We start from the raw sequence: 13,259 nt of genomic DNA on the forward strand, positions 1-13,259 counted from the left end.
CCGCGCGGGCGAACCTACGCCCAATGTCTTTGCTGCACAACTGATCATGTGCATCCGATCCGCGTCGCGGATTCTGAGCATCAGACGATCGGTGTTGTCGGTCGCGCTGTCTTCGCCTGCCCGAGAGTTGATCAGTACCCCCACGAGCCGTTCAGTAGCCCCTGCGCCGCAGTAACGATGTCTGTAGCAAGCTGGGAAGGCGTGGCGGTTTGGTTGGCTTCCCAGTCGCTGTAGCGGTCGGTGAGCTCTAGCAGCGGGCGCAGCGATTGCGGCCGGTTGAGCTGCATCCAAGCCTGGGTCGCGATCAGTTCGGCACCGATCACGGGTGGCAGATGGCCCTGTGTGATCTGACGAAGCCACCATCGAACCAGCAGGTGCCGGACATCGCGCTCATCGGTGGGAATCGTTGCCACGATGTCGAGTTCGTTCAGCACCTGGTCGAACAGTTCCTCGGCTTGGTCTTGCTCTGCTCGGGTGAGTCCGCCGAGCAGAGGCAGGGACTCGCTGTCGATATCGACAACCAGTGCGACGAGGGCGGCTTCGATGAGCTTTTCCGGTTCCACCGGTTGTCCGATGAGACGCTCCAGCGCCAGCATGCGCAGTCGTTCTACGGCCTGGTCGGGACTGACAGCGTAGGGATCAGACGGTGCGACGACCCTCGAGGTCGGCGGTCCGCCGCTGTCGCCGAGCAGGTAGTTCCAGAAGGGAACTGTTGCGTGAGCCAAGTCGAGGTCGCTGGCCTGTCCCAGAAATTCGTGCCGAAGATAGTCGGAAAGGTCCAGGCCGTAGTAGATCGCGTCGGTCTGGACAATCGACAGCACCGGGTGACCCCATTGCCCCGCGATGGCGGGCAGGAACCGATGACCGAACACAGGAACCAGCCGCGGCGCGGCCTCGAGCCCGCGGCGCGCGATCTCCAGACATCGGATCGGATCGGCGGGCTGGTCTCCCCATGCTGGGTGCCAGAAACCGTTGTGTTCAACGTCGAAAAGCACACCCTCGGCGGGTTGAGCGAGCCACGCACGCAAGACTTCCGTGTCGTCGCGTCGCCAGTCCGGCCAGCCTCGCCATCCGGACTCACCAGGCTTGTCCACGGGGAGTCCGGCTGCCAGGAAGGCTCGGTGGTCGTCGGCGAATCGAAAGTTGTAGCGGGATTCGATGGTGTCGAATTCGCTGTCGGTCAGCCCCGGTGTGATCTCGGCCGGCAGCTGTCGCTGGAGCCGGCGGGCAGATTCGATCGACAGCCTGTCACGCCGGTGCTCATCCATGGCCGCTCGAACACACCGCTACCCCGCTCCGCCCGAACGGGTTCGTTCCGATCCTCACGCGACCTCATTGTCCTCGGCTCCTTTATCGAACCGCCCGCCAGGCACGGGAAGGCTGCACCCGATCGCGGGAAGGATCATGCCCGCCCCTCGCCGGCATCATGCGCCCAGCACGCGGTTGCTGCCCGCCGTGTAACGAACCAGCAGGGGTCAACGCCGGTGTCGAGATGTCGACCCGTGCACGAAGATCGATGCCGCAAGACGACACCGCTGAAACTCGTTGCCGCACAATGTGAATAGCTACCGGTGGCTCTCAGCGCCGGATTCCGCGGACTTGGACCTCAACCCCATACTCGACCGCATCGCGCATCGTGACACGAATCCGTTCGGAAAGACCACCGGAGAACAGGATCGGATAGTCGCCGAGATCGAGCCACTCCCGCGCTCGGCGGCGACTACGGAGATCGACACTCGGAAACCGCTGGTGAAGTGGTGGATCAACTGGCATGACCCGCCGGTCCACCGTCTCGAATTCGTCGCTGAACGAGCGAGTGCGCCACACCGTGTGCACTTCTGCGCGGAAACGCTGCTACCTTCCAGCCGGCTGCTGCGCGGTCAGGCCGCGAGCAAAGATCTGGTGCGTTCGGCGAAGTCCGCGACCAAAGGATGTGGACCGAAAGCGACCATGCGCCGTTGGATGTCGCGCACGGCTTCCACTGAGCGAGAAGACTTGACCTTTCGGGCGAGATCCAGTGTCCGCACCCCGGTGGCGTGAGCGGCCTCGAGGTCGCGTCTTTGCAGGTGGGTGACCGCGAGCGCGGCGTGCGAGAGCGCTCCTCGCCGTGCGCGGTTCTGCGCACGGGCGTAGGCGATCGATCGGCGGGCGTGCGATGTGGCTTGTTTCGGCTGTCCCAGGTCGCGAAACGCGTTCGCCCACTCACCGCAGATGTATGCCTGATCGATGTACAGAGCCCATTCGGGTTCACGATCGGGCTCGACACGAGCGAACGCGTTTTCCGCGGCGTTGATCGCACGCGCGGCACCTGCCTTGTCACCGATGACGGCGAGCGAGCGAGCCTCCAAGGTCCACAAGTCCGCGAGGCAAGCGGGCGCGTCCACCTTCGCCAGGCCTTGGCGACCCGCCTGGGCGAGGCGTCGGCCTTCGTGCGGATGCCCGAGCAAGGTCGCCTGGTCGGCCAGTCCGGCGAGGACGTGCGCGCCGAGCGCGGGATCACGTGACTCTTCGGCCAAGCGCAGCGCCTGGATCAGATACCGCTGCGCCGCGCCGTGCTCGCCGTTGTCGAACGCCATCCATCCGAGCAGGTAGGTCTGTTCGGCCGCCGCGCCGCACAGCGCCACGCGGACGTCTTCTGTGTGCGTGCGCCGCAGCAGCGGGTACACGTGCTCGTTCATGTAGGCCGCCAGCACCAGCCGCCCCGAGCCACCGCCCTGGAAGATATCCATTTCTTGGAATGTGCCGAACATGTTCTTCACGGCGGTGACGTCCTCGAGCCGTACTCGCCGACGTTCATCCGGTAGCTGATCCAGAGTGTTCAGCAGCCAGTCGCGGGACGGCCCGATCGCCGCGACGGCGGCGAACGGAGCTGTGGCAAGGAGCTTCCTGCGATCCACGTCTGCCCTCCCGAGGTCTGCGACCGCTTCCAGTGTCCGTATCCACGATGGGTGGTAAGCGAGGGCGCGGTCAACGGTCGGCATCTCGCCCAGACCGAGGTCATAGGTCGTCACGCGATATCCGAAGTGCGCCGAGAACAGATCCGCGAGGATTGCCGGAACCGGCGGGCGCGGGCGTTCTCCCTCGTCCACCCAGCGCCGCACGCTGGACGCGTCGGGCCTGATCTGGGGTTCGCCCCATTCGACCGCCAGCGTGCGCACGCGGCGCGCCAATTCGCCGCGACTCCAGCCGGAACGGGCCAGCCACTGGGAAAGGTGCATGTTCGCACTGTTCATCACGCCCGCCATTTCGTCACCGGAAGAAGCCGATCCACCACCTTTCAACACCCGCTGCGACCTTACTCGCCACGCCTCCGAAGTGTGTGCTGAATACGCGCCCGGCCAGAGGGAGCTCAGCGCGAATCTCACCGCGTGCCCACTCCCGCTTCCGAGCGACTTCCGCAATTCGCGGGATCGGGCGCATCTCGACCGTCGATTGATCTGAGCAGGGGGTTTGATGATGGGCCGGGTACCTTTCGGGAACACGCCGCTGTCCCGGTGCGCCTACTACCGGCAGGTGTGCGATCTGCCCGCAGAGGTCGATCCGCCTCAGGTGGGGCGCATAGTGCTACGCATGGGGGTGGCGTGGGCGGTGATCATGCCCGCCACGCTGGGGCAGGACGTGAAGGTATGGATGCAGCGGCACCACCACGCTATCGGGCCGATCATGTCGCATCCTCGGTCGAAGCGGTGGACGTATCTGACGCAGCCCGACCTTCCCGATGACATCACGCTGTTCGCGGAGATGTTCCGGCTCAATGTCTCGCTCGTGGGCGCTGGTGGAACCGTGGCGTTGCCGAGTCCGGCCGATCGCGGTACCACGTTCCGTGCGTGGGTCACTCAACCCGCCAGCGCTTTTCGTCCCTCGGGAAGCGTCGTCGTGGCCGCTATCCGTGGATGCGTGGCCGAAAGCATTGCTCGCCGGAAGCGGGGCATCGCGTATGCATGATGCGCCTGCGGTGTGGAACACGTTGACGCGCTGCGGGATCGGCGGATTCGAACGCTGCGGTCTCCATGTTCGACACGCGCCGACGGAGCCGCAACGGTGAACGGCGATCAGCGCGGCGTGTCTCCGCTGCCGTCCGAGCCGGATGTCCATTTGTCGGTGTTCTGGCACGGCGTCCGGATGGATTTCGTCGCCTGCGTGACCGCCGCGTGCTTGTTCGTCCAGGAATGGCGCGCCCGGCACTGGCACGACGCGGTCGAGGTGTCGATGGACGACACCGACGGGCATCCGCGCCTGCCGTGCGAGCGGTTGTATCTGGAGCCGTGAAAGTCGGCCCGAACGCGCTGCGGCCCCGGGCAGGGTTCCGGTCGTAGTCGCGCAACCATCGAAATTCGGGTAGCTGCCGGTCGATGTGGGTGTTCGGCGCGAGCGCGCGTTGACAAGGCTGGTTTTTCAACCGATCCGGAGCGAAGCTGGGTGGCCGATCAACGCGCGCCCGCGTCAGGTACGAATGCCCGACGGAGTGGCTCGAGGTCAGGGGGTGTGCTCGCGTGCGGTGAACGCGGCGACCAGGCCCTGGGCCGTTCCGTCGTTCCGGTCCCCGAAGAGCTCGGCGGTTTGGGTGGCGACCTCGGTGCTGCGGGCGAACATGTTCTGCTCGTATTCGCTCAGGGCGGTCTCGATGTCGTCGGGGTGCGCGGCGAGGGCGTTGCCGAGTTCGGCGCCGTCGAGCAGGGCGAGGTTGGCGCCCTCGCCGTTCGTGGGCATGAGGTGGGCGGCGTCGCCGAGCAGGGTCACCCCTGGTATCCGATCCCACCGGTGCCCGATCGGCAGGGTGTAATGCGGGCGCCAGACCGGCGGTAGGTCGGCGTCGGTGATCAGTGCGGTGAGTTCCGGTGCCCAGCCGTCGAACTCCTGCGCGATCCGTGCGGTGGCCGCGGCGGCATCGGTGAAATCGATGGCGGCGAACCAGTCGTACGGCCTGGCGAGCACCACGTAGGCGTGCAAGGTGTCGCCCCTTTCCCGGTGCGCGTGGATCTCTCGGCCCGGCGAGGGCGCCATCATCGACCCGCCGCCGACCGCTTCCGCGGCGGCGGGATGGCGGGTGTCGGCGTCGAACAGGTAGGTCTCGACGAACGACTCGCCGGTGTAGTCGGGTACGGCGGTGGACAGCAGCGGCCGGACCCGTGACCACGCGCCGTCGGCGCCGACCAGCAGGCTCGTGACGACCGTGCTGCCATCGGCGAAGGTGACCTCGTGGCGGCCCGCGCCGAGAGCGCGAGCGCCGCTGAATTTGTGACCCCATCGGACTGTGCCTGCCGGCAGCGAGTCGAGCAGCAGTTGTCGCAGTTCGCCACGCTGCACCTCGGGGCGTCCACCGGTGCCGTCGTCGGGTTTGTCCAGCAGGACGGTCCCGTTCGGGTCGAGGACCCGCATCGCCTGGCGGCCCTCCAGGATGAGGCCGCGGAATTCGTCCATCAGTCCGGCCGCCGCGATGGCGAGTTGGCCGTTGTAGTCGTGGATGTCGAGCATGCCGCCCTGCGTGCGTGCCGTCGGGGTCGGTTCGGCCTCGTACACCGTGGCCGGGATGCCGTGGACGTGCAGGACGCGGGCCAGAGCGAGCCCGCCGAGTCCGGCGCCGATGATCGTTACTGACTTGGTCATGGTGACGAGAGTGCTGGGTAGGGATTGCACCGTCCTTGCGCCCGGCTTGCACCCGCATGCGTCCATCCCCCGTATGCCGCATACGGCCACGCGCAGCGTGAAACTCGTCAGGCATCCAGCCATCCTGGAGCCCGGGAAACACTCTGGCACAGCGGTTTTCGTGCCGGTGGTATTCGACGCTGATCGTCGCGCCGAGCGCGCAGGCGTGAGTGGCAGGCCGGATGCCTGCCATCCGTCAAGGATGCTCCGACGATCCGGCTCGGCACTCCAGCTCCGAGTGCGGGGCGCTCGCGGAACGAGCTGTGGGCTGTGGAATCCAGAGCCGAGGGTCGGCGTTCGTCCGCGCTTTCGCGCCTTCGGCACTCGAGTCGGCGGGGCGCGCGATGCCGCCGAGTCGGCCCAGCCCCCACAGCATCAGTGCCGACAGGGCGTAGATCGCGCCGACCCAGCAGGAGGCCCGCCATCCCCACGAGCTGTATGCCCAGGTGGTGGTGATGGCGCCGAGGGCGGATCCGAGGGAGTAGAAGGCCATGTAGACGCCGATGACGCTGCTGGCGCGGTTCGGATGCGCGGTGGTCAGCAGGTGCTGGCTGCTCACGTGCACGGCTTGGACGGCGAAGTCGAGCAGGATGATACCGGCGATGAGCGGCCAGAGGCTCGATCGGGCTTGGGCGATGAGCAACCAGGAGCCGGTGAGCAGAGCAAGTGACCAGCCGGTGATCGTTTGCGCGCGACCGGAATCGGCCCATCGTCCCGCACGGGCGGCCCCGAGCGCTCCGGCCAGCCCGGCCGATCCGAACAGCCCGATCTCGGTGGTGCCCAGCTTCCACGGCTCGGCGCCGAGTGGCAGCGCGAGCCCGCTCCACAGGGTCCCGAAGGACGCGAACAGGAACAGGGCGATCAGGCCCCGGCTCAGCAACAGTCGATCCGTGCGCACGAGCCGTCTTATCGATGCCAGCACCTGCGTGTATCGCACCTCGCTCGTCCTGTGGTCCGGGTGGAGCCTCGCTCGGGCGGTGATGGCGAGCACCACACAGGACGCGGCGAGCAGCGCGTAGACCGCTCGCCAGCCGACCGTATCGCCCAGCGCGCCCGCGAGGACACGGACACCGAGAATGCCGATCACCACGCCCGAGGTGACGGCCCCGATATTGCGGCCCCGCTCGCCCGGCTCGGAGACGGCAGCGACATACGCGACCGTCACCTGCACCACGACTGCGAAGAATCCCGCGATCGCCAGCCCCGCCATCACGAAAACACCGTTCGGTGCGGCGGCCGCGATAGCGGTGCCCACCGCGGTGAGTGCCAGATGCGCGGTGATGAGGCGGCGGCGGTTCACCACGTCTCCGAGCGGCACCAAGACCACCAGACCGGCGAAGTAGCCGATCTGTCCGGCGGCGACCAGCCCGCCCAGCGACTGCGGCGACAGCCCCAGATCCCGTCCCGCTGCTTCGGTTACGGGCTGGATCGCGTAGATGGTCGACACCGCCACGGCGCAGATCAGCGCCAGAATCCATCGCTGCGATCGTGTGACTCCGGTCGACACCACACCTCCACAATTGGTAGCAAAATGAAACCATTACAGCGTAGGCATAATGGTTTCGTATTGCAACCGACAGGGAGGAGTGCGATGACGACGCCGCTCGGTTCCGCACGCGAGTGGACCGACCCCACCTGCCCCGTGGCCCGAACGATCGACCTGGTGGGCGATCGGTGGAGCTTGCTGATCGTGCGCGAGGCCATGGACGGCGCGGCCGCGTTCACCGAATTCCAGCAGCGCCTGGGGATCGCCCGGAACATCCTCGCCGACCGCCTCCGTCGGCTGGTGGATCACGGCATCCTCACCAGCAGCCCGAACCCCGGCGGCAAGCGGCACATCTACGAACTCACCGAAGCCGGGCAGGACCTCTTCACCACGATTGTCGCGTTGCGCCAGTGGGGAGAACGCCACGCCTTCACCGGCAACGAGCCGCGCTCCACACTCCTGGACCTCGACGGCAGCCCGGTCGCCGAACTGCGCCCGCAAACCCCGGCAGGCAAGCCCCTCACAGCGGCAACGACCCGAGTCGACAAGGTCGGCTGAGCAGGAGTTGGCGGTACCAGCGGCGCGCGGCGGGTAAGTTCGATCGACCGCCCATCCGAAACAGGAGTCAGCAGTGCCCATCGAGCACGAAGCCAAGATTCTCGACATCGACCCCGGCGCCATCGAACAGCACATCATCGACAAGGGCGGCCGGAAACTCGGTGAGCGGTTCATGCGCCGCTACGTCTACGACATCGCGCCGGGCGATGACTCGAAGTGGATCAGGCTGCGCGACAACGGCAATGGGACCACGCTCGCCGTCAAGCACATCACCAGCGACGCCATCGACGGCACCCACGAAGTCGAGGTGAGCGTCGACGACTTCGCCGCCGCCAATTCCCTGCTCGAGATGCTGGGTTTCACCGCGAAGTCCTATCAGGAGACCAAGCGGATCAGCTTCGTCCTCGACGGCGCGCAGCTCGAGATCGATACCTGGCCGCGGATCCCGCCGTATCTGGAGATCGAAGCCGCGACCAAGGACGACGTCATCCGGATCGCCGGACTGCTCGGCTACACCGAAGCCGATCTGACCGGCGAGAACACGATCAAGATCTACGCGCGGCACGGCATCGATCTCAACACTGTCGGCGAACTACGGTTCTGAGTGTTGGGGGTTCTGGTAGTAATCGCGCGAAAAACAACGAAGTTGTCTTCACCAGCGGTGATCGACTGGTTCGGACTGCGGCGCAGCGTGTTTGGTGCTCGGCTCGGGTACCGATGAGGTTGGTCGGCGTGGTGGAGGTCGGGTTTCGTGGCGACGCAGGTGTTCGCGGCCGCCCGCAGCCCGAACCGATCACAACGCCATCGCCGCTGGTCCAGCCATATGTGGTGTTTTCCGCGCGATTACTACAAGTGTTGCCTATTGCGGTGGGTGCAAGCCAACTGCGTGAGGTCCAGACGTCGCCACGAGGGCAGCAATCACGGTGCCTGCCAGGGAGATCCATAGGGATCCGCCGCGGCGGGAACTTTCGAGGAGGGCCTGGGTTCTGCTGCGCACACCTCGACCCGTCGGCGAGCGACCTCATGCCTGTTACCGCCACCGGCCCGACCACAAGCTCCGATGCCAGGCTGGGGCTCGCCCGGTGAGCGGCGGCAGCGGCCACTTCAGGTAGGCGAGACGCGCGCTTATGGGCCGACGGTGAACGACTCACCGCAATCACCTTCCAACCCTGACCTTGCTCGGGAAGCTACCGGCAGCGCACGAGCACGGAAACCGCTCATACCGGGCCGGCCGCCGTGGTGTCCGGACCGAGTGGCGGCAACGGCACAGCGAGCACGAGGCTGGAAGCGCGCCCGGTCATGACGGTTCAGTGGCTGCGGCGGGCAGACTGAGGCTCCGCTCTGACCGGCTAACGCACTGTCATGCCGCATATCGCGCGCCAGGACAGCTTGGCCGGTGCCTCGGAGGCAGGCGCGCTCGTACCAATGTCACATCAGTTCAACCGACTCCAGGCCAGCCACTGCTCGCGGTAGGCGTGCTGTTGCTCGACAGTCGAAACCTTCGACGCGGGCGCGGGCGAAAATATGTACCGGTAGCCGCGACCTCGCGACACACCTGCGATCGCAGTACGAAAAACGTTACGAAGGCCACACCGGTAGCGGGCCCACAACTCGAACCCACCACCCATCCCACTGCTCATCGAGGTCGGCCAATACTCCGGCCGTGCGCCGACAACGAGAAATCGAAAACCACTGCCCTCCGGAAGTTTTCGCACCGCCGCGAACCCGTCGAACACATCGTCGCTCTCAGCGACCCATTCCCCGCCGGCCCCATCGGTCAACGTGACTCGCCACCGACCTGTGTCAAGGGCTCGCGCTGTCACCGACCAGCGCTGGATGTGTCCGTCGGGCGAACGCACCGCCACCAGATCGCGGCATTCGCCGCGCAACTCATCGGACGTCACAAGTCCCCCTGTCCACCGCCATTCAACGCTCGGCGACGCACCATTATGCCGTCAAATTGTGTCGTAGGACCGGGTAGTGACAAGCGCACCCGTTGCGCGAAGCGCAATCGCTAGAACTTCCAATTCGACCCGGTTCCGTTGAGCCCCCGGGTGACAGAGCTCCTCGGCCATCGCAGGGGCTTCGGCGAGGAGAGCGCTCCGAACTTTCGAAGAGCCTGCATCACCGCCACGGGCGTGGCGCTACCCGTGGCAAGCTGCAGATCGGTCGGGCCGTCGGCGGCCAGGATCGTGACCGTGACCTCTATCAGCGACCCGCATTCCGATGCATTCGGTCGTGTAGGTCGCGGATTCGAGCACGGTGTTCACCTGTCGAATCCTGGATTCGACGCTCCACCGGGCGTGCCGAGAACGCACGCTCATGCCGCATGCCGCGCTGCCTGAAGCGGCCAGCCAGTCGGCGGAACGCACGATCATGCTCCGCATACTGCCTACATGTTCGGTGGGCTGTGCCTGCGCATCTCCTTCCCCGGATGACAGTCTGCTATCCGGGGAAGTGTCAGTGCCGTACTGCGGCGATCGGACTGCGACGCAACATGCCCGGTCCCCTTATCCGGGGCAAGCCAGGGGAGTGGGCCGATGGCCGCGACCGTGACCCGGCTGCGCACCCCGCCGGCTCGGACCCTGCGCAGCGCCGAGGCGTTCCTGGACACGATCGGATCGGCGAACACCCGCCGCGCCTCCGGCATCGCGATCGTCAAAACCGTCGACGCCCTCGACGGACACGGCCCCGAAGGACTGATCGCGCGCTCGCGCGCCTTGGACTCGGTGTCCGACGCAGAGATCGGCGCAGCGCTGGAATCGCTGTGGGGCGCAGCGGCGGTCAACACTCGGAACGCGCGCCGCGCCGCGCGGTAGGCAAATGGCTGAGCTGGTGCGCCGAACAAGGCTGGGACGGACCGGAACTGCCCGCCTCGGCTGCGCGGTCGACCTCGCCGGACTTCGACACCCCGGCGCGCTCGCGCGCCGCGAGGTCCATGTCCAGGAGAAGACACTGTGGCGGATGCTCTACGAAACATGCGCTCGCGCAGAGGACTGCTCCAACTCGACATCGAAGAACTGGACCAGGCGGGACGGTGCGCCCGGGTGAAGTCCAAAGGCGCCGAACACCGCACCCACCGCCGCGGTGCCGCCCACCATGAGCACGTCTTGGAAAAGGTGTACTGGGACGCGGGCACCGCCCGGCTGTTGCCGCGACTGCTCCGAGGACGCACCCGGGACCGGTGTTCGTCACTCACCGCCGGCCCGGGCCCGGCAAGTACCTCGCCGAGCGCGACCTCTGCCTGACACCGGCCCGGCGCAGCTGTCCTACGACCAGGCGCGGGACCTGCTCGACCCTGCCACCGCGATCGAGGGACCCGCAACCGGCTGGGATCTGCACGAACTCCGACACTCCGGCCTGACGCACCTCGGGGAGTCCGGGCCAGCCTGCTGGAGCTGATGGCCAAGTCCCGGCACCGCAAAGCCGAGAACCTGCGCCGCTACTTCAAACCGTCGCCGCAGGCGATGCGCGATCTCACCGCGTTGCTCGGTCCGGGAGCCAACCGCCGCCGCTGAACTGCGCCTTCGCCGTATCCGTTGCTTTTCGCGCGGTTACTACCGGAACCACTGTTGATCTCGTCGCGCGTGGGGACAGTCGCATGACGGCCACGATCTTCGTCTCTGAGGCCCGGGACCACAAGGCGCTGTGGACCCAGGCGTGATGCTCTGGGCCACAGCGCTTTTCGACGGACTTACTTGACGCTGACCACCTGGCCGGAGGGCTCCTTGGCGTACAGCGCCTCGATCTCCGCGCTGTATTTGGCCGCGATGGGCGCGCGTTTGAGCGACATCTTCGGCGTCAGTTCGTCGCCGCCGGGTTCCCAGACCGCGCCCAGGACGGTGAAGCGTTTGATCTGTTCCACGCGGGACAGTTTGGCGTTGCCCGCCTGGACCGCGGCGAGTACTTCCTCGACGATCTGCGGCCGGGCGGCCAGGGCGGCGATGTCCTCGCCGGTGGCGTCGAGTTCCTTGGCGCGCAGGGCGGCGACGTCGGGGTCGAGCACGATCAGGGCGGCGATGTAGGGCTTGGCGTCACCGATGGCCACGACTTGACCGATGAGCGAGGAGGCGGCCTTCACCGAGTTCTCGATGTTGCTGGGGGCGATGTTCTTGCCCCCTTCGTTGATGATCAGCTCCTTCTTGCGGTCCACGATCCGCAGGTAACCATCGGCGTCGAAGGTGCCGATGTCGCCGGTGTGCAGCCAGCCGTCGGAGTCGATGGCCTCGGAGGTCTTGTCCGGCATGTTGCGGTAGCCGCGAGTGACGATCGCGCCGCGCACCAGCACCTCACCGTCGGCGTCCAGTCGCACCTCCACGCCGTCGGCCGCGCGCCCGACCGAACCCGGCCGAGGCTTGTCCAGTTCGGTGTAGGTGCCCACGCCGGTGGTTTCCGACATGCCCCACACCTCGCTGACGGTGAAGCCGAGGCCCAGGAAGTACTCCAGGGTCTCCGGCGGGATGGGCGCGGCGCCGGAGGAGGCGACTTTCAGGTGATCCAGGCCCAAGGCGTGGCGCAGCTTGGACAGCACCAGCGTCTCGGCGATCCGATGCTGCGCGCTCAGCAGGGGACTGCGTCCTTTGCCCGCCAGATCGGCGCGTGCGGCGGCGATTCCGGTGCTGATCGCCCAGTTGGCCAGCGCTTTCTTGACCGGGCTCGGTTCCTCGGCGAGTTTGCCCTCGACACCGGCCTTGATCTTCTGCCAGACGCGCGGGACGCCGAAGAAGGTGGTCGGGCGCGCGTCGGGCAGTGCGGCGGCGACTTCGCGCGGGTCGGGGACAGTGGTGATCTGGATGCCGGTGAGCAGGTTGAGCGCGTGGGCGGAGATCCGGTCGGCGACGTGCGCGGCGGGCAGGTAGGACACCACCCGGTCGTCCAGGCCGACCTGCAGCGGGCCACTGACCAGGACGATGATCTGGGCGAGCACGTTGCGGTGGGTGATCTCCACGCCCTTGGACGGTCCGGTGGTGCCGGAGGTGTAGATCAGGGTGGCCAAATCGTCGGCGCCGACGGCCTGCCAGGCGGCGTCGAAATCGAAGTCGGCGGCGGGCGCGGCCTCCACCTCTTCGAGGGTGACGGTGCCCTCGGCGGGGCCGTCGACCAGGATGATGTGGTCGACCGGTACGCCGGAGGCGGTGATCCGGTCGAGGAAGACCTGTTCTGTCACAACGATTTTGTTGCCCGCGTTGGTGAACAGGTGGGTGATCTGCTCGGGGGAGCTGGTGTTGTAGACGGAGAACGGGGTGGCGCCCAGATGCAGGGCGGCGGTGTCGACGAGATTGAACTCGGGGCGGTTGGTGAGCATGATGCCGACGGTGTCGCCGTGGCCGACGCCGAGCCCGGCCAGGCCCGCGGCGATCGAACGCACCCGTTCGGCGTACTCGCGCCAGGTGTACTGCTGGGTGCCGCCCACCTTGCGCAAGGCGATCTGGTCGGGGCGCAGCCGCGCGGTCTCCTGGAATGCGGCGGGAACGGTGTACACCGTTTTGCCCGACTGATGCGCGTATCCGATTTCTGTTGTCGTCATATCCCTGTTCCCGATAGCGCTGGCGTGAACCGGGCGCCGGTC

At 66.7% G+C, this 13,259-nt stretch carries 12 protein-coding genes; 7 read left to right on the forward strand and 5 right to left on the reverse strand.

What is annotated here, in order from left to right:
• Window positions 1-131 precede the first annotated feature (131 nt).
• Both ACFV2O_RS16300 and ACFV2O_RS16305 read right to left on the reverse strand, forming a co-directional pair.
• Entirely contained in the window at window positions 132-1,268 is a 1,137-nt protein-coding gene (locus ACFV2O_RS16300) for a hypothetical protein (protein WP_379252461.1), read from the reverse strand.
• Between the two features lie 612 nt (window positions 1,269-1,880).
• Window positions 1,881-3,218 carry a hypothetical protein gene (locus ACFV2O_RS16305; protein ID WP_379252462.1) on the reverse strand — a complete coding sequence of 446 codons (1,338 nt, stop codon included), beginning with the start codon at window positions 3,216-3,218 and terminating at the stop codon, window positions 1,881-1,883.
• Between ACFV2O_RS16305 and ACFV2O_RS16310 the strand changes: the two genes are divergently transcribed.
• From ACFV2O_RS16310 to ACFV2O_RS16320, 3 genes are all read left to right on the forward strand, one after another.
• Window positions 3,217-3,441 carry a hypothetical protein gene (locus tag ACFV2O_RS16310; protein ID WP_379252463.1) on the forward strand — a complete coding sequence of 75 codons (225 nt, stop codon included), beginning with the start codon at window positions 3,217-3,219 and terminating at the stop codon, window positions 3,439-3,441. The two genes, ACFV2O_RS16305 and ACFV2O_RS16310, sit on opposite strands and share 2 nt — an antisense overlap.
• A 129-nt stretch (window positions 3,442-3,570) precedes the next feature.
• Entirely contained in the window at window positions 3,571-3,945 is a 375-nt protein-coding gene (locus ACFV2O_RS16315; protein ID WP_379252465.1) for a DNA-directed RNA polymerase subunit beta, read from the forward strand.
• 96 nt (window positions 3,946-4,041) lie between these two features.
• The gene (locus ACFV2O_RS16320) at window positions 4,042-4,269 is read left to right on the forward strand and encodes a hypothetical protein (protein WP_379252466.1); all 228 of its coding nucleotides are present in this window, start codon (window positions 4,042-4,044) and stop codon (window positions 4,267-4,269) included.
• A gap of 207 nt (window positions 4,270-4,476) precedes the next feature.
• Here the strand turns inward: ACFV2O_RS16320 and ACFV2O_RS16325 are convergent, their stop codons facing one another.
• Window positions 4,477-5,607 (reverse strand): FAD-dependent oxidoreductase, encoded by a 1,131-nt coding sequence (locus ACFV2O_RS16325; protein WP_379252467.1) that lies wholly within the window; start codon window positions 5,605-5,607, stop codon window positions 4,477-4,479.
• 235 nt (window positions 5,608-5,842) lie between these two features.
• Window positions 5,843-7,153, reverse strand: coding sequence for an MFS transporter (locus ACFV2O_RS16330; protein ID WP_379252468.1), 1,311 nt, complete (start codon window positions 7,151-7,153; stop codon window positions 5,843-5,845).
• 84 nt (window positions 7,154-7,237) lie between these two features.
• Between ACFV2O_RS16330 and ACFV2O_RS16335 the strand changes: the two genes are divergently transcribed.
• From ACFV2O_RS16335 to ACFV2O_RS16350, 4 genes are all read left to right on the forward strand, one after another.
• Window positions 7,238-7,690: a winged helix-turn-helix transcriptional regulator gene (locus ACFV2O_RS16335; RefSeq protein ID WP_379252469.1), complete on the forward strand. Its 453-nt coding sequence runs from the start codon at window positions 7,238-7,240 to the stop codon at window positions 7,688-7,690.
• 73 nt (window positions 7,691-7,763) lie between these two features.
• The gene (locus ACFV2O_RS16340) at window positions 7,764-8,294 is read left to right on the forward strand and encodes a class IV adenylate cyclase (protein ID WP_379252470.1); all 531 of its coding nucleotides are present in this window, start codon (window positions 7,764-7,766) and stop codon (window positions 8,292-8,294) included.
• Window positions 8,295-10,230: 1,936 nt separating this feature from the next.
• Complete coding sequence (locus ACFV2O_RS16345) at window positions 10,231-10,509, forward strand: hypothetical protein (RefSeq protein ID WP_379252471.1); 279 nt, start codon at window positions 10,231-10,233, stop codon at window positions 10,507-10,509.
• Between the two features lie 159 nt (window positions 10,510-10,668).
• Complete coding sequence (locus ACFV2O_RS16350) at window positions 10,669-10,938, forward strand: hypothetical protein (protein ID WP_379252472.1); 270 nt, start codon at window positions 10,669-10,671, stop codon at window positions 10,936-10,938.
• A 446-nt stretch (window positions 10,939-11,384) separates the two neighbouring features.
• Here ACFV2O_RS16350 and ACFV2O_RS16355 read toward each other — a convergent pair whose 3' ends face one another.
• Entirely contained in the window at window positions 11,385-13,217 is a 1,833-nt protein-coding gene (locus ACFV2O_RS16355; protein WP_355077992.1) for a long-chain fatty acid--CoA ligase, read from the reverse strand.
• Window positions 13,218-13,259 lie beyond the last annotated feature (42 nt).

The sequence above is a fragment of the Nocardia sp. NPDC059691 genome (assembly GCF_042733915.1).
GTDB classification, from domain to species: domain Bacteria; phylum Actinomycetota; class Actinomycetes; order Mycobacteriales; family Mycobacteriaceae; genus Nocardia; species Nocardia sichangensis.

Coding starts and splice junctions, on each gene's coding strand:
- ACFV2O_RS16300 (WP_379252461.1), bottom strand. CDS start 1,268: ATGGATGAGCACCGGCGTGACAGGCTGTCGATCGAATCTGCCCGCCGG.
- ACFV2O_RS16310 (WP_379252463.1), top strand. CDS start 3,217: ATGTTCGCACTGTTCATCACGCCCGCCATTTCGTCACCGGAAGAAGCC.
- ACFV2O_RS16305 (WP_379252462.1), bottom strand. CDS start 3,218: ATGCACCTTTCCCAGTGGCTGGCCCGTTCCGGCTGGAGTCGCGGCGAA.
- ACFV2O_RS16315 (WP_379252465.1), top strand. CDS start 3,571: ATGGGGGTGGCGTGGGCGGTGATCATGCCCGCCACGCTGGGGCAGGAC.
- ACFV2O_RS16325 (WP_379252467.1), bottom strand. CDS start 5,607: ATGACCAAGTCAGTAACGATCATCGGCGCCGGACTCGGCGGGCTCGCT.
- ACFV2O_RS16335 (WP_379252469.1), top strand. CDS start 7,238: ATGACGACGCCGCTCGGTTCCGCACGCGAGTGGACCGACCCCACCTGC.
- ACFV2O_RS16345 (WP_379252471.1), top strand. CDS start 10,231: ATGGCCGCGACCGTGACCCGGCTGCGCACCCCGCCGGCTCGGACCCTG.
- ACFV2O_RS16350 (WP_379252472.1), top strand. CDS start 10,669: ATGCGCTCGCGCAGAGGACTGCTCCAACTCGACATCGAAGAACTGGAC.
- ACFV2O_RS16355 (WP_355077992.1), bottom strand. CDS start 13,217: ATGACGACAACAGAAATCGGATACGCGCATCAGTCGGGCAAAACGGTG.